We start from the raw sequence: 25610 nt of genomic DNA on the forward strand, positions 1-25610 counted from the left end.
AAACCGAACGCGGCGTAGTCACTGGAGAGCCCAGTGCATCGAAAGATGCCCGCTGGGTTCGGCGGGAGGCTGCGCGGAAAAGATCCGGAACCTCGGGACCTCGCCGCGCAGCCCACCCAGTACGTCATCTCCGATCGCGGCGAGGTCGTCACGCGTTATGACGAGCGCCTGCTGTCGAAGACGAAGATCTCGTACATGTACTCCCCGGGCGTCTCACCGGTGACCTTCGAGGTCGACGGTGTGCGCTTCGGCTGCCTGCTCGGCATGGAGATCCACTATCCGGAGTTGTTCGCGGAGTACGAGAAGCTGGATGTCGACTGCGTGCTGCTCTCCACCAGCGGCACGCCGGGAAACACCACCGCCCAAGCCCAAGTCCAAGGCCACGCCGCGTTCAACAGCTTCTGGGTCAGCCTGTCGGGGCCGGCGCAGGACAGCGTCACCGCACCGACCGGAATCGTCGCTCCCAATGGCGACTGGCTTGCGCGGTGCCCCGAGGACGGTTCGCCATCGGTAGCCGTCGTGAACCTCGACGACAGCTCCGAGGCCGCCACATCGGCACTGACCTACGCGCGTCCCTGGCGTCGTGAGTCGCGCTCGGGCCTCTACACCGAGCACCAGGTGAGCGACCCTCGCAGCGAAGACCGGACAGCGGCCTTCTAGCTCAGAAGCAGAATCCGAGGTGTTCGCGCGTATGGGATGGCTCCCGGCGCCGCGAGCACCCCGGCTCCTGTGAGTTTTGGCAACACCTGAGGACTTGCGGTGGGAGGCGCAGGGGTCTGGCGCCGTGGGAAAATCCGTTGCCGGAACAGCAGCATCGTCGATCAAATGTCACCATGACTCATGACGCCCCGGCGGACCATGTGGAGCAGAACCGACGCTTTTGGGATGACGAGGCGGCTGCGTGGCACGGGCCGCTCGCCCGTGACCACTGGGCGCAGGTGGAACCGTCCTGGGGATTGTGGTCCACCCCTGAGTCGCAGGTTTCCTTGCTTCCCGACGGCATCGACGGGATGCGCGCCATTGAGTTGGGCTGCGGTACTGCCTACGTTTCCGCTTGGCTGGCCAGAGCAGGAGCCCACCCGGTCGGGATCGACCTCTCCGAGAAGCAGCTCGCCACTGCTCGCGCGATGCAGACCGAGTTCGGCATCGACTTCCCCCTTGTCCTGGGCAATGCCGAGAGGGTGCCCTACGAGGACAACACATTCGGCCTGGCGATCAGCGAGTACGGTGCCTCACTGTGGTGCGACCCCTACCAGTGGATCCCGGAGGCCGCCCGGCTGCTCGTTCCAGGAGGCCGGCTGGTGTTCTCGCGCTACTCACCGCTGTTCGCACTGTGTGTACCGCCCGACGGACCGGCAGCCACCACTCTGTCCCGCGGCCAATTCGGCCTGACACGGTTGGACTGGGGGAACCGCGTGGAATTCGTCCTGCCGCACGGTGAGATGCTCCGTCTGCTGCGGGCCTGCGACTTCGTCGTCGAGGATCTGATAGAGATTCAGGCTCCCCGGTCCGCGCGGGACTACCTTGAGGTTTCCGCCGACTGGGCCCGGCAATGGCCCAGCGAGGAGATCTGGAAAGCTCGGCTGGCAGGCTGACAGCTCCGCAGGCACCGTGGATCGCCCTACGCATCCCGCGGAGCACCTCGAAGACGCGCGGCCGGCACGACGGCCAGGTAGGCACCGCCAACTGAGGCGCCCATCACGCACAGGCCGGCGAGCAGCTCCACCTCCGGACCCTCGTCAGCGAGATCTCCCGTTTCTCTCAGCTCATCGCCTGCTGCAGGAGTTGGTCAGCGTGGTGGTCGGTGCGCGCGACGTTTGCGCACGACGGCCGGCATCGGTCCGGCCGCGGGGTGTCGGAGACGTCCAGCCGGTGGCAGAGCGCTCGGTCGCGGTTGTAGACGCGCATCAGGAACGCTCGCGGGTTGTCGTAGACGGTCAGGGCCGGGTTGCCGAGGATGACCCGAGCCTGGCGGTGGGTGCGGACGGCCCCGGCCACCGGGGCTCGGGCGGCGGCGCTGATTGCTCGCCGGGCGGCGGGCCCGGAGATTCCCGTCCCAGCGGCGAGGTCGTCGGCGGTGGCCCCGGCGGTCTCGATGTCGAGCAGCTCGTGGATCACCAACGGGCGTACGAGGCAACCCTGTTCACGGAAGCGCCGACCCCAGGGAGCAGCGTTCGCCGACCGCCGACACCGCGACGACCGTCACCCTGCCCCCACATCCGGGGCGCCGACACGGCATGATCAATGGATGGAAGCCGTGGAAGACCCGACAGGCGGTGGCAGCGTGGGTGAGCAGGCGGACATCTCGTCGGCGAAAGAGGCTGCGAACGACCCGCTGGTGCTGGCGTTCGGAAGGCTGCAGGGGGCGGCGAACCGGCTCGAGTACATCCTGGGGCGGGCCCTGGAGGAGGAGTGCGGGATCAGCCACCTGATGTTCGAGGTGCTGCTGATCCTGGGGCGGGCGGACGAGCCGGGCCTGTCGATGCGGGCCATCGCCCAGGAGCAGGTGCTGACCACGGGCGGCGCCACCCGTCTGGTGGACCGGATGGAGGCGGCCGGGCTGGTCGAGCGCGCCGAGGATCCCGGCGACCGGCGCGGCCGGCTGGTGCGCCTCACCGGACTGGGCGAGCAGACCGCGGTCCGCGCCTCCCGGCTGCACGTGGAGAACATCCGCCGCTACTTCCTCGCCCCCCTGCCGCCGGAGGACCGCGAACGGTTCGCCGAGGACCTGCGCATCCTCAGCCACTCGGCCCGGGACGTCCTGCCACGTCTCCCCTGAAGGGCGCCTGAACCTGCCAAGTGCGACTATGACCGGCGTCACACGCGTAGGGAAATATCTGACGAGTCAGTTACTGTTTTCTCAGGCGAGTCGCTCGCATTCGGCGGGCGCACCCTCACCTTGCCGAGGTCTTCGATGAAGCTGGTCTACGTCTTCGACGCCTATTGCGGTTGGTCGCACGGATTCTCCGGAACGCTGCGCGAGGTCGTCTCCCGTCACCCCGACCTCCCGGTCGAGGTGGTCTCCGGTGGCCTGTTCACCGGGGCGCGCCGGGTGCCGATCCGGGAGTTCGGCTACGTCCAGGGCGCGAACGCCAAGATCGCCGAGGTGACCGGCGCCGAGTTCGGTGCGGGATACGAGCGGCTGATCGCCGACGGTTCGTTCGTGATGGACTCGGAGGCCGCCGCACGTGGGGTCGCCGCCCTGCGCCAGGCGGCTCCGGCCCGTGCGGCGGAACTGGCCGCCGCCCTGCAGGATGCCTTCTACGTCGACGGCCTCAGCCTCTCCGACCCGGCCACCTACCGGAAGCTCGCGTCGAAGGCCGGGCTGGACGCCGACGCCGTCGTGGCCGCCTTCGAGGGCGCCGAGGCGCAGAAGGCTGCCGAGGCCGACTTCCGTCGGGCCGCCGAGCTCGGCGTCACGGGTTTCCCCACCCTCCTCTGCGTCGACGGCGACCACGTCACCCCCCTGGCCTACGGCCGCGCCGACGTCGACGAGGTCGACCGCCGGCTCGCCGCGCTGAACACCCTCTGAAGCGCCGCCCCCGTCCCCACCCAGCCACTCCCCAAGGAGCTATCCATGAGCACCCTGTCCTTCAAGGTCCTCGACCTGGACTTCCCGGCCGGCAGCAGGAACAAGACCGCCACCCTCGTCACCGGCGAGAACGAGGCACTGCTGGTGGACGCCGGCTTCACCCGGGCCGACGGCCACCGGCTGGCCGCCGAGATCCTCGACGCCGGCAAGACCCTCACCACCGTGTTCATCAGCCACGCCGACCCCGACTTCTACTTCGGCGCCGAGGCCGTGGCCGACGCCTTCCCCGAGGCGAGGTTCGTCGCCACCCCGATCGTCATCGAGCACATCCGGCACTCCTACGAGGGCAAGCTCAAGGCCTGGGCCGCGCTCGGCCCGAACCTGCCCACCCGTCTCGTCGACATCGAGCCGCTGACCGGTGACCTCGCCCTGGAGGGCCACCGCTTCGAGCTCAAGGGCGGCCCGGCCGGACTGCCCGACCGCCACTACCTGTGGCAGGCCGAGCACCGCGCCCTCCTCGGCGGTGTCCTGCTCTTCCAGCAGGAGCACGTCTGGGTCGCCGACACCCCCACCCCCGGCGACCGCGCCGCCTGGATCGATCTGCTGGACGAAATGGCCGCCCTCGACCCGGAGTTGGTCGTCCCCGGCCACCGCCTGCCGGAAGCGCCCGCCGACGCCTCCGCCATCGCGGCCACCCGCGAGTACCTGCTCGCGTTCGAGGAGGAGCTGGGCAAGGCGGCCGACGGCGCCGCGCTGACCGAGGCGCTCGTCGCCCGCTATCCGGGCAACGGCATGCAGATCGCCGCACAGATCGGTGCGAAGGTAGCCAAGGGCGAGATGAAGTGGGGCTGACGATGACCGAGTTCGCCGTATCGACCGCCCCGGCCGATGTCGTACGCCGCCAGTACCTGGCCTCCGCGGCCGGTGACCTGGAGGCCCTGCGCGCCACCCTCGCCCCCGACGTGGAGTGGACGGAGATGGCCGGCTTCCCGCTGGCCGGCACCTACCGCACCCCCGACGGCGTCACCTCGAACGTGATGGAGAAGCTGGGCCGGGACTGGGACGGCTGGACCGCCCACGACGACAACTACGTCGTGGACGGCGAGAACGTCGTCGTCCTCGCCCGCTACACCGCCGTCAACAAGGCGACGAGCAAGCCGATCGACGTCCGCGTGGCGCACCACTTCGTCGTACGCGGCGGCCTGATCGTCCGCTTCGAGCAGTTCGTGGACACCGCGCTCGTGCACGAGGCCATGACCCCCTGAAGCAGCCCGAGGCGGCCGCGGCCGTGGTTCAGGCCGTGGCCGCCTCGTACTGCGGGCGGCCGGTGGTGCGGTAGGTCTGGATCGTCAGTCCCTTCGGGGTGGACAGCAGGTCGACCAGGTCGAGTCCCAAGTCCGGTCCGGTGGCGGGGAAGAGGCGCGTGCCCTGGCCGACGACCACCGGATAGGTCAGCAGTACGATCTCGTCGACCAGCCGACGGTCGAGCAACCAGCGGATCAGGGTGCCACTGCCCCACACCTGCAGCTCTCCGCCCGGCTTGGCCCGCAGCTCGCCGATGGCGCCCGCGACGTCACCGGACAGGACGGTCGTGTCCGCCCATCGCGGGTCGGTCAGCGTGGTCGAGGCGACGTACTTGGGCCGCGTGTTCAAGGCCTCTCCGACCGGGTTTCCCGGATCCATGCCCGCTCCCCAGGAGCCCGCGAAGATCTCGTAGGTCCGCCGGCCGAACAGGAACGCGTCGGCGCGCTGGAAGGTCTGGCTGATGAACGTCGAGGCCGCGTCGTCGAGCAGCGGCGGGGCCCAGCCGAAGCGCTCGAAGGTCCCGCTGCCGTCCTCGTCCGGAGCGTCGGTCTCGTGCCGGGGCCCGGCATCGATCCGTCGATGTCCCTGCGTCACTCCGTCGACGGAGACGTTCGTGACGGTTGTCAGTTTCATGGTCGCGGTTTCCTTCACGCCGGGGTCGTCATTCGGTACGACCGGACCGCGGAGCCGATCTCATCGGTCATGCACGGATTTTCCCGCGATCCGCGCGGCAACAGCCGCATGGGGTGCGCGGACTCGCTGACGAGCGAGCCCCGTGGCGCCAAGGCCATTCAGGCGGGCCGCCGCCCCGTCGGCCGGTCCTCCGCGCGGGGTCGGACCTCCCCCGGCGTACGGTCTGTGGAAGACCCGGGTGAAGCGCGCCTGGCCGGCGAAGCCCCGGTGGGGGGCGACTTCGGCGACCGTGAGGGGGCGGAAGGCCGGGTCGGCGAGCTGCTCGCGCGCTTGCGCCGGGAGCTGGTCGCGGGCATGGCGTGCGGGGGCGACACCGCTGGGCCGGAAGATGCGGATGAGGCGCCGGGGGGAGACGCCGAGCGCCTCCGCGACGCGTTCCGTGCTCAGCCCGGGGTCCGACAGGTGCCGGTCCATGGGGGCCCGGGCCATGGTCAGCCGGGAGGACATGGCGGGCAGGGCGGAAGGGCCGCCCAGTCTCGGGGCCGCGAGCGTACGGACGAGGTCCGGCACCGTGGCCTCGGTCCGCACGGCATTCCCGCTCCCCGCGCCCGGCGGCCCGGTCGGTTGGAGGGGCACGCGCGGCCGGGTCCCGGAGACCGACTCGCTCGAACGGAACCTGCGCGAGGCCGACGCAGCGGTGGAACGGGACGACCGTGAGCGGTACGCGGAGCTGGTGCAGGAGTTTCACGACCTGCTCATGGTCGGCTCCGACAACAGCAAACTGCGGCCCACTACCGGATCCTGATGAATCAGCTCGCGTACTCCCGGCTGGTGAACACCTCGCTGAGCCGGCAGGGCCACGCCACCCAGTGCGACCGCGAGCACCACCACGTCCTGGAGCTGATCCGGGCCAAGGACGGCGACAGCGCCGAGCGCGTGATGCGTGAGCATGTCCGGGCCCGGCCGACGCGCTCTGCCGGCGGGCCTGCCCATCGGCGATCGCCAACTCCCCAAGACGATGGTCCTGTTCGTCTCACCGGGCATGGTTCCGCCACAAAGGGGAAAATGCTATTCCATTAGTGGTATTCACGGCACTTCGGAGCGGCGCGCCGCGTCCGGTACGCGCCCCGAGGCGCACCCCCCGACCCTGCCGGCCTGAAGAACGGCGCAGGTATGAACAAGGGGGACAGCGAGTCGACCGGGAGAGCGGTTCCCGTATGGCGCAGGCAACTGCGCGGTGCGCGGCAGACCCGTCGGCGGGCCCGGCGGCTGCGCAAGGCGGCACGCGCGGCGATGCCCTGGTGGCGCAGGATGATCCCCACCTGGCGCATGGTGCTCAGCAGCCTGCTCACCATGGTCCTGCTCGCCGTCACGGCCTTCTTCGCCCTGTACGTGACCGTCCAGGTCCCCGATCCCAACGCCGCGGCAACGAGCCAGAGCAACGTCTACTACTACGCCGACGGCACCGAGATCGGCCGCACGGGCACGGTCAACCGCGAATCGCTGCCGCTCTCGGAGATCTCCGTCGCCATGCAGCACGCCGTGGTCGCCGCGGAGGACCGTACGTTCTACTCCAACCAGGGCGTGGACGTCCGCGGCATCCTGCGTGCGGCCTGGAGCACCCTCAGCGGCAACGGGCTGCAGGGCGGTTCCACCATCACCCAGCAGTACGTGCGGAACTACTACCTCACCCGCCAGCAGACCCTCGACCGCAAGGTCAGGGAGGCCATCATCGCGATCAAGGTCAAGGAGACGCAGAGCAAGGACTCCGTCATGGCCGGGTACCTGAACACCAGCTACTTCGGCCGCAACGCCTACGGCATCCGCGCCGCCGCACAGGCGTACTACGGCATCCGCGCCTCGAAGCTGAACGTCCCTCAGAGCGCCTATCTCGCCACGCTGCTCAAGGCACCCAGCAGTTACGACGTCTCCACGGCGACCCCGGCCCTCAGGACCGCGGCCGTCGCCCGCTGGAACTACGTCCTGGACGGCATGGTCCACCTGGGCTACCTGGACAGGGACCGGCGCGCCGGAATGGCCTTCCCGGCGCCCGTGGCGCCCCGGCCCACCCCCGGGGTCGGCGGCCAGGCCGGATACCTCATCGACATCGCCCGCCGGTACCTGGTCGACAACGACATCGTCGACGAGGCCACGCTCGGCTCGGGCGGCTGGCAGATCACCACCACCTTCGTGAAGAAGGACCAGCAGGCACTGGTCGCGGCGGTGAAGAAGGGCCTGCGGAAGCTGCCGGACACCCGTAGGGCCAGGTACATCCGGGTCGGCGCGGCATCCGTGGATCCCTCGACGGGACGGATCGTCGCCGCCTACGGCGGCCCCGACTACACGGTCCGGCCCTACAACGACGCCGTCCGGCACGACCTCCAGGTCGGTTCCACCTTCAAGCCGTTCGACCTGGCGGCCGCGTTGCAGAACCACTCCTCCACGCAGGACGGCCGTGCCATCACCCCCCGGACCCGCTACGACGGCACCAGCCGCCGCTGCGTGCAGGGCCTGCCCCCCGGTCTGCACTACTGCCCGCCCAACGAGGACGACCGCGACTACGGCCGGATCAGCCTGCGTACGGCGATGATGAAGTCCGTCAACGCCGTGTACGCGCAGGAGGGCGCCGACGCCGGTCTGGCCCGTGTCCGCAGGGCCGCCGTCGCGGCCGGACTCCCCGCCGACACGCCCGACATGGGCGCCACACCCGCCCTGACCCTCGGCGTGGCCACGCCCAGCCCGCTCGACATGGCCGGGGCGTACGCGACCTTCGACGGCCACGGTCGGCGCGTCGCCCCGTGGGCGGTGCAGCGGCTCACCCGTGACAACAAGGCGTACGACCTGCCCCGTCACGACGCCACCCGGGCGTTCTCCCGCACCACCGCCGACCAGGTCACCTCGGCACTGAAGAGCGTGGTCAGCCCCGAGGGCACCGGCTATCTGGCCGCCGCCCTGGGCCGGCCGGCCGCCGGCAAGACCGGCACGACGGACGACAACCTCTCCGCGTGGTTCGTCGGCTACACGCCCGAACTGACCACATCGGTCGCCATGTTCGCCGAGAGGCCCACGGACCACACCCGCATCTCGCTCGGCGAGGCCGCCGGTATCAACCGGGTCAACGGCGGCTCCTATCCGACCCGGATCTGGACCGCGTACATGACCGCCGCGCTGAACGGCCGACCGGTGGAGGACTTCCGTCTCCAGTTGCCCGCGCAGACCCACAGCCCGCAAACAGAGGCCAGGCCGCACCCCGCGAACCCGCCGAGCCACACCACGACCCCCATTCACAAACCGACGACGCCCGCCCCTACGACGACTACGCCCACGCCGCCGCCGAGCACACCCCCTGCGACCACGACTCCCCCGACGCCCACGCCGAGCGGGACCGAACCGCCCACACCCACGGACCCGCCGTCCACCCCGGCACCGAGCGGGACCAGCACCAGTCCCCCGCCCTCCTGACACCGCCGGGTCACGGTCGCTTCGGCGGCTGGATCCACCCCAGGGACCGCTCGACGGCCCGCTTCCAGCTGGCGTACTCCCACTCCCGCCGTTCGGTGTCCATGTCCGGCAGCCACTGGGCGGCCATGTGCCAGTTGCGGCGCAGGACCTGCAGGTCCGGCCAGTAGCCGACGGCGAGCCCCGCCGCGTAGGCGGCGCCCAGCGACACGGTCTCGTGGACGAGCGGCCGTACGACGGGAACGTCGAGCACGTCGGCCAGGATCTGCATGAGCAGGTGGTCGGAGGTCATCCCGCCGTCGACCTTGAGCTGTTTCAGGGCGAGCGTGGAGTCGGCGTTCATCGCATCGACGACCTCGCGGGTCTGCCAGCCGGTGGCCTCCAGGACGGCTCGGGCCAGGTGCCCCTTGGTGATGTACGAGGTGAGGCCGACGATGACGCCGCGGGCGTCGCTGCGCCAGTGGGGTGCGAACAGACCGGAGAACGCGGGGACGATGTAGCAGCCGCCGTTGTCCTCGACGGTGCGCGCCAGGGTCTCGATCTCGGGTGCGCTGTGGATCAGGCCCAGCCGGTCGCGGAACCACTGGACGAGCGAACCCGTGACGGCCATCGGGCCTTCGAGGGCGTAGACCGTGGGCTGGTCCGCGATCTTGTACGCGACGGTGGTGAGCAGCCCGTGCTGGGAGCGCACGAGGTCTGTGCCGGTGTTCATCACGAGGAAGCTGCCGGTCCCGTAGGTGCACTTCGCCTCGCCGGGCGAGAAGCAGGTCTGTCCGAACAGAGCCGCCTGCTGGTCACCCAGGGCGGCCGTGATGGGCACGCCCGGGAGAAGGGCGCGGGCCTCGCCGTAGCGTTCCGCCGAGGAGCGGATCTCCGGCAGCATCGAGCGCGGCACGCCGAAGAAGTCCATGAGCGCTTCGTCCCAGGTCAGCGTGCGGATGTCCATGAGCATGGTGCGACTGGCGTTGGTGGCGTCGGTGATGTGCAGGCCGCCGTCCGTGCCGCCGGTGAGATTCCAGATCAGCCAGCTCTCCACCGTGCCGAACAGCACCTCTCCCTCCCGGGCGCGCTGCTCCAGCCCGTCGACGTGGTCGAACAGCCAGCGGATGCGGGGCGCGGAGAAGTACGTCGACGGGGGCAGGCAGCAGTGTTCGAGGAAGAACTCGTCGCCGGGCTGCTCTCTCAGCTCCTCGACGAGCGGGGCGGTGCGGGTGTCCTGCCAGACGATGGCCCTGCCCAGCGGGGCCCCGGTCCGCGGGTCCCAGAGCACAGTGGTCTCGCGCTGGTTGGCGATCCCCATGGCCGAGATCTGCCCCGAGTCCACGCCGGCGTTCGACAGCGCCTCGGGGACGACGCGCTGGAGATTGCGCCAGATCTCGACGGCGTCGTGCTCGACCCAGCCCGGCCGCGGGAAGTACTGCTGGTGCTCCCGCTGGGCGACCGACACCAGCCGTCCGCTGTGGTCGAACAGGATGCATCGCGTGGAGGTGGTGCCCTGGTCGATGGACATCACATACCGCTCAACCATGATCGGCCCTGCCTTCCGATGTGTCGCGGAGGTGCTGGGGGCCTACCAGCGGGCCGCGCCCAGGTCTCTGGAGATCGCGCGTGCTGCCTCCCGGAGCACGGTGATCAGGGCCGGTTGAGGCCGGCCTTTGGCGTCGCAGATCCGCTCGACGGCGCCGGACACGCCGATCGCGCCCACCACGAGACCGCCCTGTCCTCGGATCGGCGCGGCGACGCCGGCTTCGCCCATGCTCATCTCCTGCACCTCGGCGCCCCAGCCGAGTTCCCGTATCTCGGCCAGTGCCCGGTTGAGCTCCTCCGGGTGGACCAGAGTGTGCCGGGTGTACGAGTCCGGTGCGGCCTCCAGCATCGCGTCGAGAGGCGTGGCCCCGAAGGCCAGCAGGACCTTGCCCAGTGAGGAGGCGTGCAAGGGCAGCAGTGCGCCGACGTCCAGGGTCTGGAGGGTGTCGTCCGGCCGGAAGACATGGTGGATGACGAGCACCCGGCCCTCCAGGGGCGTGCCCAGGCGTACGGCCTCGCCGCTGCGGGCGGCCAGCGCGTCGGCCCAGTTGATGGAGCGCGACCGCAGTTCGTTGACGTCGAGATAACTGGTGCCGAGGTGCAGCAGAGCCGCCCCGAGCTGGTACTTTCCGGTCGCCGGGTCCTGCTCCACGAAGTCCACATGTTGCAGGGTCCGCAGGATTCCGTGGGCGGTGCCCTTGGCCAGCCCCAGCGAGGACGCCACCTCGCCCAGCCCCATTCGACGGGGTCCGCCGGCGAGCAGACGCAGGATCGCCGCCGCCCGTTCTATGGACTGGACTGGGCCGGCCATGAAGCGATGGTAGTCCGAGTTTTCCCGATTTGGGGCTGTCGTTCGGTAATGCCGACCGATGTTCATTGACCAGCCCCTATTTCCCTCCTTAGCGTGCCATCACCAGCACGCCCGGCCTGCGGCCCCCAGCATTTCCCCGAGGAGGACACATGACAGCAGCGCAGCTCGACGCCGCGCCTCGCGGGGAAGCCGAACACGTCTTCCCACTGCCGCACGCCCCGGGGGCCGTCTCGGCCGTACGCCGACACATCCGCACGATCCTCACCGACTGGAACCTGGCCGCGGACATCACTGAGGACGTACTGCTGGTGGCCTCGGAACTGCTCACCAACGCCATCGTCCACGCCCTGCCCCCGGCGACGCTGAGCCTCTCGCGAAGCGAGGTGGACAGGTGCGGTGCCGTCCGCGTCGAGGTGACCGACAGGGGTCCGGTGGCGCCGGCGGGGCTGTCGGCCTCCGCCCTGGATCCGGACGAGCACGGCCGGGGCCTCGCCATCGTCACCGCCCTGGCGACCCGCTGCGGCGTCCTGGTGCAGCCGGGCGGGACCAGCCGGTGGGCGGAGCTGCAGGTCGACCGGAGCTGATCCCCCGCAAAGACCCGGCACCGCGCTGACCGATCACCGCGACCCGCCGGCCCGGCCCACTCCGCCGACTGGTCAGGGGCCGGGGGTCACGGCCCGGGTGAAGGTGCATCCCACCTGCCCGGCCAGTTCGCCACCCGAGCCGAGCAGGGACAGCGCTGGGAACCGGCGGACAGGCCGCTTACGCCGAACCCGCGTCGTCGGCGGTGGCGGGGAGGTCGGCATCGGTGCCACGCGCTGCGCCGGGGCCTCCGGTGCGGGATCGGCTCTCCACCGCCGGGGCCAGGAAGGCGGCACAGGCGACGCAGGCGAGGACGACGGCCATGGCGGGGCGCAGGCCGATATGGCCGCCGAGGAATCCGAGGCCGGGCGGTCCGACGAGGAAGGCTACGTAGCCGATGACGGCGACCAGACCTACCCGGGCTGTCTGGTCCGGGCCGGACTCCCCGGCGGCCGAGAGCGCGAGGGGGAAGCCGAGGGAGGCGCCCAGTCCCCACAGCAGCACGGCGGCACCGGCCAGGGCTGCGCTGTCAGAGACGATCACGAGGAGCAGGCCGAGTGCCCCGGACAGGGCGCTGGCGCGTACGACGATGGTGCGGCCGAAGCGGTCCAGAAAGTACGTGCCGGCGAAGCGGCCCAGCGTCATCGCGGCGGCGAATCCGGCGTAGACGAGGGAGCCCGCTGTGGCGTCCATGCCGTGCCCGTCGACCATGAGCAGCGGCAGCCAGTCGTTGGCCGAGCCCTCGGCCAACGCCATGGCCAGCACGATCGCGCCGATGAGGAGGAGCCGCCGGTCCTTCCAGACCGCAGGGTGCCGCCGGCCGCCGTCGGCCGCCCGCGATTCCTCGGTGGCGATCCGGCCGGTGCCCTCCGGGATGGAACGGGCCGCGTAGAGCAGGATCCCGGTGGCCGACAAGGCGACCGCCGGGAGATGCCAGTGGACCGGTATCCGGGCCGCCGTCGCCGCCATGCCCACGCCGGCTCCCAGTACCGTCCCCAGGCTGAAGCAGCCGTGCAGGCTGGGCAGGGTGGTTCGTCCGCTGAGCCGCTCCACGTCCGTGCCGTCGACGTTCACCGCCACATCACCGACCCCGAGACCGGCGCCGAAAGCGCACAGGCCCGCGGCCACCACCGGTGCCGATGCAGCGAGCGCGCCGACGCTGATCACAGCCATCCCCGCAATGAGCAGCCACGTCCCCCAGACGATGACGGGCCGCGTCCCGAACCTGGACACCAGCCGTCCCGAACAGGAGATCCCTGCCATCGAGCCGAGTGACAGCCCGAACAGCACCAGTCCCATCTGCGTGGTGGACAGTTCCAGCCGGTCGCGGATGGCGGGCGTGCGTGTCACCCACGACGACATCGCGATCCCGGCCAGCAGGAAGAGCAGGAACAGCGCCTGACGGCGCCGACGCACGGCCTGGTCCATGAGAATGCTTCTCCGAGCGAGTGGGGCGGCTGCTGCCGGGCATCGGCACTCCGCCCGGCTCGGACAATGTACGTGCCTGTTCACCATGGCCAGAGAGCGCTTGCAGTCACCTGCCGCAGGATCGGCTCCCTCACGTATAGAAGGTTCGCCGGATTCCGCCCTGTTCTGGGATCCTCTGGCTATGGGGGGATCTTTTCGTGACCGGTGGCGCCTGGCTCGTGCCGTCGCTGTGGTGCTGGCCGCACTGGCCGTGATCGTGTTACTGGGCGTCGTGCTCCTGGTTCTTCCGGGGCTGATGGTCGACCACGACCTGGCAGGTGGCCGTCTTGCTGCAGCGGACCGGTTGAACGCGGTGAACAACGTGCGTGCCACGCTTCTGCAGACGGTCGGCGGTGCGGTCGTCCTCTTCGGTGCCTATGCCACATGGCGGCAACTGCGCGTCAGCCAGGACGGGCTGAACGCAACCCGAGAGGGGAACATCACCGATCGCTTCAGCCGCGCCGTGGACCAGCTCGGCAGTGACAAGCTGGACGTGCGGATCGGAGGCGTCTACGCACTGTGGCGGATCGCGGATCATTCCGACCGCGACCGCGAGGCGGTCGTCTCCATCATGGCGGCGTATCTGCGGACACACCTTCCCTGGCCGCCGCAGGAATCCGCAGTTCCGGCGGCGGACGTGTCCGTCAACTCGGTGCCCCCGCTTGAGACCCGCGCCGCGGACGCCCAGACGGCGCTGACCTGCCTCGGGGTCCTGTACCAGGAACGCCGTCCGGAGTGGCTCAACGTCAGTCTGACCGACCTGCGCCGAGCCGACTGTGACGGATTGTGGCTGCGCGGGGTCAACTTCGACGGCGCATGCCTGGAAGCGGCGAGCGTCTATCAGGTCAATCTGAGCGAGGCGTCACTGATCGCCGCCAACCTGCGGCATGCCGAACTCGGCACTTCCGTTCTCCGCCGGGCGCGCTGTCTGCGAGCCGATCTGCGCGGCGCGCGCCTGGTCAAAGCCGACTTGAGGTCGGCGGACTTCTCCGGTGCGGACCTGCGGGAGGCGAACCTGCGCAAAGTCCGTGCCCAGGCTGCCGTGTTCGTCGGCGCGGACCTGCGGTTGGCCGACCTTCGGGGTTGCGACCTCACCGACACCGACCTGCGAGAGGCGAGGCTGGAGGGCGCGCTGACGAGCGACCTCACGATCTGGCCGACCGGCTTCGACGCTCGAACGGCCGGCGTCGTTGTCACGGCGGACCCTGGCATCGAACCGGACAACCTTCTTCCGGCTGCCGCGCTCACGAGGCGAGTCCCGCTGCTGCAATCGCAGCCGACGCATGGTTCGTCAGCGTCGGCGAATTGAGCAATGGGACAGCGTAGTCGATGGGCCGTCCGCCCAGGCGGATGCGCGCTTCTCGCTGCGAATGCGGGCGCGTTCCCTGCGCCGGGCGGCGAGCACGTCGGAGTGACGGCGTTGGCGTCGCGCCGGCGCAGGTAGCGGTGCAGGGCTTGGGTCTGCGCGGGACGGCTCAGGTGGCTTGAGTTACCGGGACACGGTTTCCGCCGGGTGCGCACGCGGACAGGCTCGGCCCCCACACCCCCAACCGTCGGACGGACGTCACCGCTCGTCCAGCCGCCACAACAGCCAACCCGGCGAACCTTCCCATGCCGAGCACTACGGCGAGGCATGGAGCAGCATGCGTCTCCCGGCAGCGCCGGCACCTGGTGCCGGCGTCACTCGGGCTGCGCCCACTCCCGGATGAGCTGCTCGGTGTGTTCGGGGTGCTCCTCGTGGAGGTAGTGCCCGACGCCCGGCCAGTGGTCCACGCGCGAGCCGGGCACGTGGAGGGTCGTCCGTTCCCAGTGCGCGGCCTCGGCCGACGTCCATACGGTCAGGGCCGGCTGGGTGCGCTGCCGCAGGTACGCCTCGCTGGACGGGCGGACGCCGACCGCGTCCGGAGCGGTGTACATGCCCGCGTACGCCTGGGCGATGACATGGTCCGGGGTGCCGAGCAGGGTGCGGACGTGGGCGGTGCGCAGCCCGGCGGGTGCCCGGTCGGAGAAGGCTCCGGCGACGAACTCCGCCGCCGCGCGGGCCCCGTGCTCCAGGTACTCGGCCATGCGCCCCGGAATCCCGTCCACTTCGGCACCGTGGGCACCGTGGGCCGGGTCGAGTGCGACGACCGACCGGACGAGCGCCGGGTGCCGGACCGCGAGCAGGTTGACCACCTGCCCGCCCATGGAGTGACCGACCGCCACCACCGGACGGCAGCCCAGCACCTCGACCAGCGCCGCCAGATCGTCCGCCATCTCCAGCGGCGTGTTGCCCGTCCCCGGCACCTCGGACCGTCCGTGACCGCGCAGGTCGGGCACGACCACCCGGAACCGGTCGGTCAGGGCCTCGGCGTGCGCCGACCATTGCCGGCCGTCGCCACCCCAGCCGTGCACCAGGAGCAGGGCTGGGGCCGTAGTGGATCCCAGGCTGGTGCAGAACAGGCGGATGCGTCCGAGGTCGATCATGCCCGGCCTTCCCGGTAGGCGGAGTACGCGAAGTACGGTCGGCCCGGCTGTGCAGGGCGCCGGGGTGGGTCAGGGCGGTCAGGCCCGAGGTGACGGCGGCGGACCGAACCGGCTCCGGCTCCGGTCAGGCCGGCGCCCACGGTGGTGATCCGGAGGAAGCCGCGACGCGAGTGCGGCTCGTTCATGGGGCGTCCTTGTCACTCGTCGTCGGGCGTGGAGGAGTCCTTCGCGGAGGGTGCGGGCCGGTGCGGTCCCCCGGGTTCCCGCCGCACCGGCCCGGTCGTGGGTCAGCCCCGGTACAGCACGAGGGTGCTGAGCGGTCCCAGCTTCGGGCGGTGACCTGCGCCGATGTTCTTCCCGGTGGCGAGGTCGCGGGCCGCGCCGAAGCTCTGGCGGGCGGGGAGGGTGACCGTCTTGTCGGTGCTGGTGTTCATGGCGATCAGGTAGTCGCCGTACTCGCACAGATAGAAGGGCGCGCGGCCGACGAGCATGGTCTCGACGCCGTCGAAGTGCACGCCGAGGGTGGGGTCGGGGACGTCGGCGGGGACCGGGGCGAGGTGGTAGACGTCGCCTTCGAGGGCCTGGTGGAGGGTGTCGCCGGGGGGTGGGAAGCCGCCGGGCGGGATGTGGGAGGCGCCGGGGTCGTTGATGGCGTAGTCCCACAGGACCCAGTCGCGGGCGGTGAAGGTCTGGTCGGTGTTGCCCGCGGAGCGTTCCCGTATGGTCGCCGAGCGCTGGTCGACGGGGGTGAGGTGGTGGATACGGGCGTAGTTGTTCACGCCCTGGCGGGAGCGGAAGTAGAGGGAGGCGAAGAGGAGTTCCCTGCCGTTCTTGACCGCGATGCAGCCGTTCTCCTCGTCGGTGAGGACGAAGTCGGCCCGGTCCCAGTCGGTGGGGATACGGCCGGGGCGGGCGGGCAGCGACTGGAACTCGGGATAGTCGCGGGAGAGGAACCGCAGGGCGTTCAGGCCGACCCGGGTCCAGGAGTGGGTGGCCTGGAGATGGAGCTGCGGGTGGAGCTGGCCGTCGGCGACCATCTCCTGCGTCCAGCCGACGATGTCGGGGTCCTTGAACACGGCAGCCGACATCACGGGGTTGGAGTCCCAGGCGGTGCGGGAGGCGTACGCGGTCTCGCCGGGGTAGACCTCGTTGCGCCAGCCGATGACGGTCTCGATCCGGGAGATCCGGCAGTGGTCCCTGTCGACGTCGACGACACGGAACCTGCCCCGCGCCTTCGTCATCCTGACCATCTGGGCGAGCAGTTCGGGCGCGTCCTGGCCCTGGAAGCCACGGGTGACCGACTCGTACATCATCACGAGCCAGTCGATGACCTCGCCGTAGCTGCCGACGTAGCCGAGTTCGCGGGTCAGGCCGGCCCGGGTCACCTGGCGGTAGCCGTCGCCGAGCGGCTTGGTCGGGTTGCCGTCGGCGTCCTCGGGGCCGAGGTAGGGAACCATGCCGATCGACTGGTACAGGTAGTCGCGGGCCCTGGCCTCGGGCAGGGCCTGGTCCGGGGCGAGGAGCTCCAGGGCGCGGTTGGTCTGGTAGAGGCCGATCGCGCAGATCTGGGCCTGGTTGCTGTAGTGCGGGAAGTGCCGACGCCAGTAGTCCCGGCTGGACCTGAGCATGTCGACGTAGGCGTCCTTGCGGACCGGCGGCACGGGTGTGGTCGTGTCGGCGGGGGCGACGAGGGTGACGTCGTCGAACCACGCGGTGCCGGGGCCGGACAGGCGCAGGTGCATCTCCATCTGGGTCGCACCGGCAGGGGTGTCGAAGACGAACCTGACGTATTCCCAGTCGTGGGTGCCCTTGCTCGCGTACACCTTGTGGTCGCTGCCGACCAGCTTGCCGTTCGCGTCGTAGAACAGCGGGTCGATGTGGGCGCCGAGGCCGGTGACGCCGTCGGTCCGGATCCAGGCGCCGTAGGTGTGGGTGCCGGAGCCGATCTTCACCCTGGCGGTCGAGTTGACGTAGCTGAAGCCGTTCGCGGTCCCGACCTGGAGTCTGAGCGACGCCGAGCCGGAGTGGGCGACGGTGGTGTCGCGGGTCCAGGTGCCGCCACCGCCGGCGGCCCAGCCGGGCATCTGCCAGGCGGTCGGGGTGTCGGCGCCGTCCTCGAAGCCGGGGTTGGTGATCGTGTACGGCGATCCGGTGACCTGGGTCTCCAGCCGGTCCCCGAGGTGCTCCCACAGCAGGGCCAGCACCAGGCCGACCCGGCCGAAGCCCTGCCACTGCTGGTCGGAGCCGGTCATGACGGTGGCGTCGGACTTCCAGGCCAGGTAGCGGCCGTCGATCGCCTGGAGGACCCGGTCCAGGGCTGCCGGGTTCTGGTGGGCGGGACTCCCGGACCACAGATAGCCCTCGGCCAGCGACTGCATCGCCCAGCCGTCCAGAGTGCCCGGGTTGGCGGTGGTGAGGAGATCCCTCTGGTCCTTCTGCACCCTTGCCTTGATGGCGTCCAGGACCTCTTCGCCGCCGGTGCGGGTCCCCGGTTCGGGCGCGGTGCCCTGGACCTCGCCCTTGGGCGGCGCGAAGTAGGGGTCGGTGTGGGTGTAGACGCGGTAGATGCCCCGCGAGGGTGTGGTCATGGTGCGGTAGAGCTGCGCGGCGTCCTGTCCGTAGGACCAGATGCGGCCCATCGCGCGGATCTCCAGGGTCACCTTGTCCTTTCCGGCGGTCATCTTCTCCGGCAGTGGCAGCGTGTGGAAGAAGAAGCGGCCCGGGGTGCGCGGCGCGGTGTCGAGGATGTCGAGACTGTCGACGGCGCCCTGGTCCTCGTAGCCGACCTGCCTGCCCTCGCAGAAGAGCTGGAGGCGCCACATGTTGGTACCGGAGGCTGCCTCGTCGGAGGTGGCGTCGTAGTCGTCGCCCCACAGCCGGACCGTGACATAGGTCGTGCCGGTCGGGCACACGGCGACGTCGAACTTCAGCGTGCCGCCCCAATAGGAGGCGGGGCTGGTGGGGTTGAGGATTCGGGCGCTCTGGCCGAGGCCGCCGGTGACGGTGTCGGAGAGGGTGGCGTGGAGCTGGTGCGCGGTCTCGGAGTCCGCGTCGCCGAGGACGAGGACGTCGAGCGGGGCGGGGCCGGGCGTGCGGGTGGTGTCCGGTTCGGCCGCGGTGGCCGGCGCGGCGGTCGTCAGGCCGAGGGCGGCCGCGGCGACGCCGGTCGCGGCGGCGTACTTGAGCACGTCACGTCTTCTGGGTGCGTCGGGCACGGTTGATCCTTTACTTGAGGCTGCCCATGAGGATTCCGCTGCGCCAGTACTTCTGGAGGGCGAACATGAAGACCGCCAGCGGAATGATCGACAGCAGGGACCCGGTGAGGACGAGGGTGTTCATGTCGCGGGATGTCTGGGCCTGTTGGACCCAGGAGAAGAGACCCAGGGTGACGGGGAAGGAGCGCTCGCCGTTGAGCATGAACAGGGGGAGGAAGAAGTTGTTCCAGATGTTGACGAAGTCGAGCATGAAGATGGTGATGCCGCCGGTGCGCATCAGCCGCAGCGCGACGGAGAGGAAGATCCGCGTCTCGCTCGCACCGTCGATACGGGCCGCTTCCATGAGCTCGGCCGGCACCGAGCTGTCGGCGTAGACCTTGCCGAGGTAGACCCCGAAGGGGTTGATGAAGTACGGGATCAGCACCGCCCACACGGTGTTGGTGAGGTGGATGTCCGCGAAGACCAGGTACAGCGGGAAGGCCAGCAGCGTGCTCGGCAGCAGTGAGGCACCGACGATGACACCGAACAGGGCGCCCCGGCCCCGGAAGTCGTACTTCGCCAGGCCGTAGCCGGCGGCGAGCGAGATCAGGGTCGAGCCCGCGGCGCCGATGGTGGAGTACAGGACCGAGTTGAGGATCCAGCGGCCGAAGACGCCGTCGTGGTAGTCCCAGATGGCGCGGAAGTTGTCGGCGAGATGGTCGGCGGAGAACCAGAGGCCGAACGTGGAGTACAGGTCCGTCTGGTTCTTCGTCGACGCCACGAGCAGGAACCAGGTGGGGGCCAGGGAGTAGAGCAGGAAGACGATCAGGAGGCCGGTGGTGAGGGCCACCGCACGACGGGTGGGGCGCACACCGCCCCCGGAGCTGACGGCGCTCATGACATCTTCCTGTTCGTGACGCGGTAGAAGACGAAGGCGAGGATGCCGGTGACGACGGCGAGGACGAGCGACTCGGCGGCGGCGTACTGGTAGTCGCCGGTCTTGAACGCCCGGTCGAAGATCTCCAGCATCGGAGTGAAGTCGGTGCTGATGGACTCGGGTGCCACATACCTGAGGAACAGCGGCTCGGTGAACAGCTGGAGCCGGCCGATCAGCGAGAACATGCCGGTCAGCACGAGGATCCCGGTGATGTTCGGCACCTTGATCGACCAGGCGATGCGCCACTCCTTCGCCCCGTCGAGGCGGGCCGCCTCGTACAGCTCGCGGGGCAGCGCCTGCAGCGAGGCGGAGATCAGGATCATGTTGAAGCCGATGCCCTGCCAGGTGAGCAGATTGCCCAGCGAGAGATAGGTGTTGAGGCCGCCGAAGAAGGTGACGCTCGTACCGGCTCTGTCCGCGAGGTCGACGATCGGGCTGGCCGTCGGGCTGTAGAGGAACAGCCAGATCAGGGTCGAGACGACACCCGGGATGACGTACGGGATGAGCAGTCCGGCCCGGAAGAAGCGGACCGCGCGCGCGGCCACGCCGTCGAGCAGCAGGGCCAGCAGCAGCGAGATGCCCAGCATCACGGTGATCTGCGCGGCCCCGAAGAGCAGGGTGCGCAGCACGCCGGTCCAGAAGGTGGAGTCGGACAGGATCGCCGAGAAGTTGGCGAGACCGGCATAGACGGTCTTCGTCGGGCCGAAGCCGATCCCGCTGCTCTTCTTCTCGTGAAGGCTCTGACTGAAGGCGTAGCCGATCGGTACGACGTAGGTGAGGAGGAAGCCGATCAGGAAGGGCAGCAGGAACAGCAGGCCCTTGTAGGCTCCCCGTCTCCCGGTCCGGCGGGGGAAGGTCCGCCTGACCGGGGCGTCGGTGGCGGCGCCGGCCGGCCGCGTGAGGGTGGACAAGGATCTCTCCCGGTTCAAAGTGGTGCGCCGGAGTCGGCGTCAGCTCGCGGCGACGGCCTTGACGCCCTTGTTCTTCAGGTCGGCGAGCACCCATTGCTGAAGGTGCGTCAGCATGTCCTTGACGGTGAGCTGCCTCTTCATGACCTTGCCCCACTGCTTCTGCATCTCGGAGTACATGGAGGCGTAGTCGGGCCCGTACTGCCACTGCTCGCCGACCCGGGAGGCGGCGGTGGTGATGATCTTCGCGCTGTCCGACTTCCCGTTGAACATCTCCGTCGGGATGATCTTGTCGACGTAGGGGGTGACGTCCTTGACCGCCGGGAAGAGACCCGACTTGGACTTCGGGTCGGTCAGCGCGGTCAGGGACTCCTTGCTGCTGGACAGCCAGGACGCGAACGCGACTGCCCGGTCGGGGTACTTGCAGCCCTTGAGTACGGCGGCGACGTCGAAGTTGCTGGAGGTCTGCGGCTTGGCGGGGTCGAAGAGCGGTGCGTCGGCGAGTTGCCACCTGCCCTTGGACTTGGGGAAGTTCGTGTCGTAGATGGGCAGTTGCCAGGTGGAGGTGGTCATCAGGATGGTCTTGCCGAGGTCCCAGGTCCTGAAGACGCCCGGGTCGGCGTAAGAGGCGTTGGAGGCCAGGTTGTCGTCGACCAGCTGCTGCACGATGTCGGCGGCCCTGAGCGCGTCGGGCGAGGTGAAACCGATCTCCCAGTGGTCGCCGGCGACCTTGTACCACTGCGCACCCGCCTGCCAGGACAGGTCGACCAGCGTGCTCGGGTCCTCGCCCGCCATGTTGAAGATCTTGACGTTCTTGTCCTTCTTCTGCACCGCCCTGCCCGCGGCGATCACGTCGTCCCAGGTGGTCGGCGCCTTGACGCCGTACTTCTGGAACAGGTCGGCACGGTAGGCGGTGAACAGCGGGGAGGACCCGGTGGGGATGCCGTACGTGGCACCACCGGGGCTGACCGCGTTCCACGCGGGGGTCGTGTAGCGGGACTTGTACGGGGCGGCGACCTTGGTGATGTCGGTGAGCAGACCGTCGGCGGCGAAGTTCGCCAGGTTCATCCCGTCCATCTTCGACAGACAGGGCGCGTTGCCGGAGGTCACCGCGGCGCGCAGCTTCTGGTAGACGGTGTCGCCGGCCGCGTTGACGTACTTGACCTGGGTCTCGGGGTGTTCCTTGTTCCACACCGCGACCTGCTGCTGGATGCCCTCGGTCCAGCTCCAGAACTCCAGTTGCACCTTGCCCTTGGTGGTCCCGGCCGCCGAGCCGGTGTCGCCACCGACGCCACAGGCGCTCAGGACGAGGGACAGGGAGAGGGCGGCGGCCGCGCCGGCGACGGCTCTCGTACGGGTGGTGCTCATCGGTCCTCCGGAAGATGGCGGACAGCGCCTGCGGCAGGGGGAGGGCGCGGGCGTCTGAAGGCAGATGAGAGGGGGAGGTCTACTTGTTTCAGTAACCGTTTCCCGTGGACGGTAGAACCTTCAATGGCACCGCCACAAGAGGGACGGGCCCAAATGTTTCGCCGATCTTGCGGGCGAGTTACCCGACCAGTTACCCAAAAGGGCCTCGTGGCCTGGGAGTTCGGCGTGACCGTCGATTCCGGCACAGCGTCACACCCCACTGCGTCACTCGCGCCTGCGGCATCGGACTACACACTCCACCGACTGCCGCAACGGAATACGTTTACTCTCCTGTTCCCTCCCCTGCCTCCTCACCGCCGACCTGCGATCGCCGGGCGGCACAGACGGCTCGGAGTCGTCGGAGGCTCCCGCGTCGGGCGCCGGCTGCTCGAACTGCTGCGGCCGTTCGACTTCACCGTGACGCTGTACGACCCCTACGTCGACGCCGCCGGGGGCCGCCGCGCTGGGTGCCGTACTCCTGCCGCTCGACGAACCGATGCGCACAAGCGGGCCGTCGTGGACGAGCCGGCACCGCTCGGCGCGGAGGCCCCCTCGCGCACGCCGTGCACCACGCCGACCTGGTCAACGGCGCCTGAACCCGGCACGTAGTGACAGGCCATCATGGGCGACGGGCATGGCGGCGATTTCCGAATCATGAATGGAAATCGTTTACTGCTGCGCCTCGGCGGTCTCCGTTCCGGTCCAGCCGCAAGCGTCGGGCCATGCAGTAGCCTCCCTCTGTGACCGACAGCGCAAAGGGCGCCCGCAGCAGCCCGCGAACAAACAGGGGCAAGCGGAGGGACACCCGGTCGGACAGGCCGAGCACCATCCGCGACGTGGCGGCACAGGCGGGTGTCTCGGTAGCAACCGTTTCCCGGACCCTCGCGGGCAACTACCCGGTCTCGGCAGAAACCAGAGCTCGCGTCATGGCCGCCGTGCAATCGCTCCACTACGTGGTGAACGTCCACGCGAAGGCGCTCTCCGGTGCCGTCGCAGGCCCCGTCGCCCTGGTCATCCAGGACATCACCGGGCCCTCGCTGGCCCATGTCGCGGCCGGCGTCGAACAGGAGGCCACCAGCAGGAACAGGCTGAGCCTGGTCTGCTCCACACATGGTGACCCCGCTCGCGAGGACGACCTGATCAAGCTCATGCGAGAGCAGCACGCCGCCGCGGTCGTCCTCGTCGGCGGTGTGGTTCCGGACGACGCCTACCACCGCCGTATGTCCGAGTACGCCAAGGCCCTCGACGCCGCCGGGTCCCGGCTGGTCCTGGTGGGGCGCCCGGGACTGCCCGCCGGAATCCCGGCGACCGTGGTCGACTACGACAACCGCGGCGGCGCCTTCCAGGCTTCCTCGCACCTCCTTGCCGCCGGGCACCGGCGCATCCTCTTCCTCGGCGGCGAGGCCGGGTTGAGCAGCGCGGAACAGCGCCATGACGGTCATCTGACCGCGCTGCGCGCCCACTCCGTCCCCCACGAGGCGGAACTGGACGTGCCCGGGTCCTACTCCCGGGCCTCGGGATACCGCCGGGTGCGCGACGCGCTGCAGGCCGGGCTGGACTTCACCGCCATCTTCGCCTGCACCGACGCGCTCGCCCTCGGTGCGCTGGCCGCCCTGCGCGAGGCGGGCCTGCGGGTCCCCCGCGACGTTTCGCTCATCGGTTTCGACGACGTCCCCTACGCCGCGGATCTGACTCCCTCCCTCACCACGGTCCGGGTCCCGTACGAGGAACTGGGACAGACCGCCGTACGCCTGGCGCTCGACCGCGAGGAGAGCATGAAGGGCGACGACCATGTGGTCCTGAGCACCCAGCTGGTGATCCGGGAGTCGGTCCAGCCGAAAAAGCACTGACCCAAGCGTGTCACCCGAGCCAACGGGCAGCAGCCTCATAGGTGTTGGCCGGGGTGCTGTTGAATGCGATGGCCGCATCGGGTGCGTGCCGCCGCACCAGATTGATCACCTGCTCGAGGAGTTCGACCTGATCGTCCGAGTGCCGCAGGCCACCGCCGACGGTGACGCACTCCCACGGACGGGCGCGCAGCGCACTGCCGACGACCGCTTCCACGTCGTCGCTTCCATCGAGGCCGATCAAACAGGTCTCCACGCCCACGCCGTGTTCGGCGAACTTGGTCAGCCCCGCCTCGATCGCCCTGGCCAGCGGCTCGGGATCCCACGGACCGGGCACCCTGTACGGATCGAGCCCGATGACGAGCACGCGGGGCGAAGCACTGGAGTCCATCTCTGGACGATACGCGTCGAACAACCCGCACATCAGGAGGTGACCACGCGCCGAAGCGGCAAGCCGCGTCGGAAGCCCGCCGGTTCTCCGCGTCGCGCCCCGCCGCGGCCGAAGTTCTCGAACAGGCACCACCGACCAAGTACTCACCGCACCGGAACACCCCTGCACACGCAGCCTGCTGCCCGCCGTCCCCCGCATGGGCCGGCAGCCGACCCGTCGGTGGTGAAGACCGGCCCCCCTCGGTGCGGCACATCCGACCGCACGCCTCAGGCAGGTGCGAGCCGTGGTGCCGCGCACGACGAGGCGCGGGGCGAGCACCAGCTCCCGGGGTTCGGTGCGGCCCTCGTCGAGGCGTTCGACGGCGGCGGTCACCGCGTGCCGGGGCCTGCTCCTCGGCGTTCCGGCTGACCGTGGTCAGGTTGAAGCAACTCAGCCGGGAGAGGGCATCGTCGTCGTGGCCGGCCACGGACACCTCGACCGGGACGGCGACACCGGCGCGGGTGAGGGGCTGCTGCTCTCCACCCCGTCGGCCACTCCGAGCGAAAGGGTCCCGGTGAGCAGGCCGGAGCGCGCGGCGCACTCGGGCTTTGCGGCGGCAACGACTCCCGCCACCGCCCGGGCATGCGGCACCAGCGCCTCGCCCGCAGCGGTCAGCCGCATGCGACTGGAGTCCCACTCGAACAGTGCCTCGCCCAGTTCCCGCTCCAGAGAAGGGCTCTGCCGACTGATGGCGGACCGGGCGACATGGCAGCGGGCCGCGGCCCTGGTGAACGACTCCTCCAAGCCGCATCATCGCGCTCGACGCCGGCCTGGGCTTCGAGCGGAGCGACAACACCGTGGTCGTTCAGATCTTCACGCAGGCCGGCCGCTCCACCGCGATCAAGCAGCAGCTCTGCGCCGCCATCGCCGACTCCCTGTCCAGGGTGGGGGTGGCCGGGCAGGACGTCTTCATCCGGTACGTCGAGAACACCCCGTCCGCCTGGTCCTTCGGCTTCGGGCACGCCAGTACGTGGAGGGCAACCTGGGAATCCCCGCTGCGGCGGCCGCTTCCTGAAGTTGCCCGGACCGTTCGGCCCCGATGTGCAACTGCGACGGCTACGGGAGTCAGCTGTGCATGGCCCTTCGGAGGCAACTGATCGCTGCG

Annotated in this window: 26 protein-coding genes and 2 pseudogenes; 13 read left to right on the plus strand and 15 right to left on the minus strand. The window is 69.9% G+C overall.

Going from position 1 to position 25610, the window contains the following annotated elements; genetic code table 11:
- Window positions 1–45: 45 nt before the first annotated feature.
- Together LJ657_RS39395 and LJ657_RS39400 are read left to right on the plus strand one after the other, a co-directional pair.
- Window positions 46–660 carry a carbon-nitrogen hydrolase family protein gene (locus LJ657_RS39395; RefSeq protein WP_232654497.1) on the plus strand — a complete coding sequence of 205 codons (615 nt, stop codon included), beginning with the start codon at window positions 46–48 and terminating at the stop codon, window positions 658–660.
- A 173-nt stretch (window positions 661–833) separates the two neighbouring features.
- Entirely contained in the window at window positions 834–1595 is a 762-nt protein-coding gene (locus LJ657_RS39400; RefSeq protein WP_232654498.1) for a class I SAM-dependent methyltransferase, read from the plus strand.
- Between the two features lie 166 nt (window positions 1596–1761).
- Here the strand turns inward: LJ657_RS39400 and LJ657_RS39405 are convergent, their stop codons facing one another.
- On the minus strand, window positions 1762–2121 hold the full coding sequence (locus LJ657_RS39405) for a hypothetical protein (protein WP_232654499.1): 360 nt from the start codon (window positions 2119–2121) through the stop codon (window positions 1762–1764).
- A 163-nt stretch (window positions 2122–2284) separates the two neighbouring features.
- Between LJ657_RS39405 and LJ657_RS39410 the strand changes: the two genes are divergently transcribed.
- The 4 genes from LJ657_RS39410 (at window position 2285) to LJ657_RS39425 (ending at window position 4797) form a co-directional block, all read left to right on the plus strand.
- A complete protein-coding gene (locus LJ657_RS39410; protein WP_232654600.1) occupies window positions 2285–2779 on the plus strand; it encodes a MarR family winged helix-turn-helix transcriptional regulator in 495 nt (164 codons plus the stop codon).
- A gap of 135 nt (window positions 2780–2914) precedes the next feature.
- Window positions 2915–3532 carry a DsbA family protein gene (locus tag LJ657_RS39415; protein ID WP_232654500.1) on the plus strand — a complete coding sequence of 206 codons (618 nt, stop codon included), beginning with the start codon at window positions 2915–2917 and terminating at the stop codon, window positions 3530–3532.
- Between the two features lie 45 nt (window positions 3533–3577).
- Window positions 3578–4384 carry an MBL fold metallo-hydrolase gene (locus LJ657_RS39420; RefSeq protein WP_232654501.1) on the plus strand — a complete coding sequence of 269 codons (807 nt, stop codon included), beginning with the start codon at window positions 3578–3580 and terminating at the stop codon, window positions 4382–4384.
- Window positions 4385–4386: 2 nt separating this feature from the next.
- On the plus strand, window positions 4387–4797 hold the full coding sequence (locus tag LJ657_RS39425; protein ID WP_232654502.1) for a nuclear transport factor 2 family protein: 411 nt from the start codon (window positions 4387–4389) through the stop codon (window positions 4795–4797).
- A 28-nt stretch (window positions 4798–4825) separates the two neighbouring features.
- Here LJ657_RS39425 and LJ657_RS39430 read toward each other — a convergent pair whose 3' ends face one another.
- Entirely contained in the window at window positions 4826–5470 is a 645-nt protein-coding gene (locus LJ657_RS39430; RefSeq protein ID WP_232654503.1) for a dihydrofolate reductase family protein, read from the minus strand.
- 60 nt (window positions 5471–5530) lie between these two features.
- Window positions 5531–6058, minus strand: coding sequence for a helix-turn-helix domain-containing protein (locus LJ657_RS39435; RefSeq protein ID WP_232654504.1), 528 nt, complete (start codon window positions 6056–6058; stop codon window positions 5531–5533).
- On the opposite strand from LJ657_RS39435, the gene LJ657_RS48380 reads away from it, so the two are divergent.
- The 3 genes from LJ657_RS48380 to LJ657_RS39445 all read left to right on the plus strand — a co-directional run bounded on the left by LJ657_RS48380 (window position 6042) and on the right by LJ657_RS39445 (window position 8932).
- Window positions 6042–6275 (plus strand): FCD domain-containing protein, encoded by a 234-nt coding sequence (locus LJ657_RS48380; RefSeq protein ID WP_308117121.1) that lies wholly within the window; start codon window positions 6042–6044, stop codon window positions 6273–6275. The genes LJ657_RS39435 and LJ657_RS48380 overlap by 17 nt on opposite strands.
- The gene (locus LJ657_RS48385; RefSeq protein ID WP_269787467.1) at window positions 6275–6550 is read left to right on the plus strand and encodes an FCD domain-containing protein; all 276 of its coding nucleotides are present in this window, start codon (window positions 6275–6277) and stop codon (window positions 6548–6550) included. The genes LJ657_RS48380 and LJ657_RS48385 overlap by 1 nt, the downstream gene beginning before the upstream one ends.
- Before the next feature lie 93 nt (window positions 6551–6643).
- Complete coding sequence (locus LJ657_RS39445; RefSeq protein WP_232654505.1) at window positions 6644–8932, plus strand: transglycosylase domain-containing protein; 2289 nt, start codon at window positions 6644–6646, stop codon at window positions 8930–8932.
- Window positions 8933–8942: 10 nt separating this feature from the next.
- Here LJ657_RS39445 and glpK read toward each other — a convergent pair whose 3' ends face one another.
- Together glpK and LJ657_RS39455 are read right to left on the minus strand one after the other, a co-directional pair.
- Window positions 8943–10457 (minus strand): glycerol kinase GlpK, encoded by a 1515-nt coding sequence (gene glpK / locus LJ657_RS39450; RefSeq protein ID WP_232654506.1) that lies wholly within the window; start codon window positions 10455–10457, stop codon window positions 8943–8945.
- A gap of 42 nt (window positions 10458–10499) precedes the next feature.
- The gene (locus tag LJ657_RS39455; protein ID WP_232654507.1) at window positions 10500–11267 is read right to left on the minus strand and encodes an IclR family transcriptional regulator; all 768 of its coding nucleotides are present in this window, start codon (window positions 11265–11267) and stop codon (window positions 10500–10502) included.
- Between the two features lie 149 nt (window positions 11268–11416).
- Between LJ657_RS39455 and LJ657_RS39460 the strand changes: the two genes are divergently transcribed.
- Window positions 11417–11851 carry an ATP-binding protein gene (locus LJ657_RS39460; RefSeq protein ID WP_232654508.1) on the plus strand — a complete coding sequence of 145 codons (435 nt, stop codon included), beginning with the start codon at window positions 11417–11419 and terminating at the stop codon, window positions 11849–11851.
- A gap of 178 nt (window positions 11852–12029) precedes the next feature.
- Here the strand turns inward: LJ657_RS39460 and LJ657_RS39465 are convergent, their stop codons facing one another.
- Complete coding sequence (locus LJ657_RS39465) at window positions 12030–13277, minus strand: MFS transporter (protein WP_232654509.1); 1248 nt, start codon at window positions 13275–13277, stop codon at window positions 12030–12032.
- A 232-nt stretch (window positions 13278–13509) separates the two neighbouring features.
- On the opposite strand from LJ657_RS39465, the gene LJ657_RS39470 reads away from it, so the two are divergent.
- On the plus strand, window positions 13510–14625 hold the full coding sequence (locus LJ657_RS39470) for a pentapeptide repeat-containing protein (RefSeq protein WP_232654510.1): 1116 nt from the start codon (window positions 13510–13512) through the stop codon (window positions 14623–14625).
- 48 nt (window positions 14626–14673) lie between these two features.
- Here LJ657_RS39470 and LJ657_RS49415 read toward each other — a convergent pair.
- From LJ657_RS49415 to LJ657_RS39495, 6 genes and pseudogenes are all read right to left on the minus strand, one after another.
- Window positions 14674–14780 (minus strand): annotated as a pseudogene (locus LJ657_RS49415) (integrase); the annotation flags it as partial.
- A gap of 216 nt (window positions 14781–14996) precedes the next feature.
- Window positions 14997–15782: an alpha/beta fold hydrolase gene (locus LJ657_RS39475; protein WP_232654511.1), complete on the minus strand. Its 786-nt coding sequence runs from the start codon at window positions 15780–15782 to the stop codon at window positions 14997–14999.
- A gap of 287 nt (window positions 15783–16069) precedes the next feature.
- Window positions 16070–18997: a Tat pathway signal sequence domain protein gene (locus LJ657_RS39480; RefSeq protein WP_232654512.1), complete on the minus strand. Its 2928-nt coding sequence runs from the start codon at window positions 18995–18997 to the stop codon at window positions 16070–16072.
- Between the two features lie 10 nt (window positions 18998–19007).
- A complete protein-coding gene (locus tag LJ657_RS39485; RefSeq protein ID WP_232654513.1) occupies window positions 19008–19874 on the minus strand; it encodes a carbohydrate ABC transporter permease in 867 nt (288 codons plus the stop codon).
- Window positions 19871–20824, minus strand: a complete 954-nt coding sequence (locus LJ657_RS39490; protein WP_232654514.1) for a carbohydrate ABC transporter permease — start codon at window positions 20822–20824, stop codon at window positions 19871–19873. The genes LJ657_RS39485 and LJ657_RS39490 overlap by 4 nt, the downstream gene beginning before the upstream one ends.
- 39 nt (window positions 20825–20863) lie before the next feature.
- Window positions 20864–22189 carry an ABC transporter substrate-binding protein gene (locus LJ657_RS39495; protein WP_232654515.1) on the minus strand — a complete coding sequence of 442 codons (1326 nt, stop codon included), beginning with the start codon at window positions 22187–22189 and terminating at the stop codon, window positions 20864–20866.
- Window positions 22190–23055: 866 nt separating this feature from the next.
- Between LJ657_RS39495 and LJ657_RS39505 the strand changes: the two genes are divergently transcribed.
- A complete protein-coding gene (locus LJ657_RS39505) occupies window positions 23056–24078 on the plus strand; it encodes a LacI family DNA-binding transcriptional regulator (protein WP_232654601.1) in 1023 nt (340 codons plus the stop codon).
- A 10-nt stretch (window positions 24079–24088) separates the two neighbouring features.
- Here LJ657_RS39505 and LJ657_RS39510 read toward each other — a convergent pair whose 3' ends face one another.
- The 3 genes and pseudogenes from LJ657_RS39510 to LJ657_RS39520 form a co-directional block, all read right to left on the minus strand.
- On the minus strand, window positions 24089–24466 hold the full coding sequence (locus LJ657_RS39510; RefSeq protein WP_232654607.1) for a hypothetical protein: 378 nt from the start codon (window positions 24464–24466) through the stop codon (window positions 24089–24091).
- Window positions 24467–24745: 279 nt separating this feature from the next.
- Window positions 24746–24971: pseudogene (locus LJ657_RS39515) on the minus strand (substrate-binding domain-containing protein); the annotation flags it as partial.
- Complete coding sequence (locus LJ657_RS39520; protein WP_232654516.1) at window positions 24896–25249, minus strand: LysR family transcriptional regulator; 354 nt, start codon at window positions 25247–25249, stop codon at window positions 24896–24898. The gene LJ657_RS39520 and the pseudogene LJ657_RS39515, both read right to left, overlap by 76 nt.
- A gap of 53 nt (window positions 25250–25302) precedes the next feature.
- Between LJ657_RS39520 and LJ657_RS49180 the strand changes: the two genes are divergently transcribed.
- On the plus strand, window positions 25303–25602 hold the full coding sequence (locus tag LJ657_RS49180; RefSeq protein WP_372488034.1) for a tautomerase family protein: 300 nt from the start codon (window positions 25303–25305) through the stop codon (window positions 25600–25602).
- The last annotated feature ends 8 nt before the right edge of the window (window positions 25603–25610 follow it).

The organism is Streptomyces guryensis, from assembly GCF_021261325.1.
Classification (GTDB): Bacteria; Actinomycetota; Actinomycetes; order Streptomycetales; family Streptomycetaceae; genus Streptomyces; species Streptomyces guryensis.

Excerpts from the sequence above, each read along its gene's own strand:
- LJ657_RS39395 (WP_232654497.1), top strand. The coding sequence starts at position 46 with ATGCCCGCTGGGTTCGGCGGGAGGCTGCGCGGAAAAGATCCGGAACCT.
- LJ657_RS39510 (WP_232654607.1), bottom strand. The coding sequence starts at position 24,466 with ATGGACTCCAGTGCTTCGCCCCGCGTGCTCGTCATCGGGCTCGATCCG.
- LJ657_RS39420 (WP_232654501.1), top strand. The coding sequence starts at position 3,578 with ATGAGCACCCTGTCCTTCAAGGTCCTCGACCTGGACTTCCCGGCCGGC.
- LJ657_RS39425 (WP_232654502.1), top strand. The coding sequence starts at position 4,387 with ATGACCGAGTTCGCCGTATCGACCGCCCCGGCCGATGTCGTACGCCGC.
- LJ657_RS39460 (WP_232654508.1), top strand. The coding sequence starts at position 11,417 with ATGACAGCAGCGCAGCTCGACGCCGCGCCTCGCGGGGAAGCCGAACAC.
- LJ657_RS39400 (WP_232654498.1), top strand. The coding sequence starts at position 834 with ATGACTCATGACGCCCCGGCGGACCATGTGGAGCAGAACCGACGCTTT.
- LJ657_RS39485 (WP_232654513.1), bottom strand. The coding sequence starts at position 19,874 with ATGAGCGCCGTCAGCTCCGGGGGCGGTGTGCGCCCCACCCGTCGTGCG.
- LJ657_RS39465 (WP_232654509.1), bottom strand. The coding sequence starts at position 13,277 with ATGGACCAGGCCGTGCGTCGGCGCCGTCAGGCGCTGTTCCTGCTCTTC.
- LJ657_RS39445 (WP_232654505.1), top strand. The coding sequence starts at position 6,644 with ATGAACAAGGGGGACAGCGAGTCGACCGGGAGAGCGGTTCCCGTATGG.
- LJ657_RS48385 (WP_269787467.1), top strand. The coding sequence starts at position 6,275 with ATGAATCAGCTCGCGTACTCCCGGCTGGTGAACACCTCGCTGAGCCGG.
- LJ657_RS39495 (WP_232654515.1), bottom strand. The coding sequence starts at position 22,189 with ATGAGCACCACCCGTACGAGAGCCGTCGCCGGCGCGGCCGCCGCCCTC.
- LJ657_RS39455 (WP_232654507.1), bottom strand. The coding sequence starts at position 11,267 with ATGGCCGGCCCAGTCCAGTCCATAGAACGGGCGGCGGCGATCCTGCGT.
- LJ657_RS39430 (WP_232654503.1), bottom strand. The coding sequence starts at position 5,470 with ATGAAACTGACAACCGTCACGAACGTCTCCGTCGACGGAGTGACGCAG.
- glpK (WP_232654506.1), bottom strand. The coding sequence starts at position 10,457 with ATGGTTGAGCGGTATGTGATGTCCATCGACCAGGGCACCACCTCCACG.
- LJ657_RS39475 (WP_232654511.1), bottom strand. The coding sequence starts at position 15,782 with ATGATCGACCTCGGACGCATCCGCCTGTTCTGCACCAGCCTGGGATCC.
- LJ657_RS39415 (WP_232654500.1), top strand. The coding sequence starts at position 2,915 with ATGAAGCTGGTCTACGTCTTCGACGCCTATTGCGGTTGGTCGCACGGA.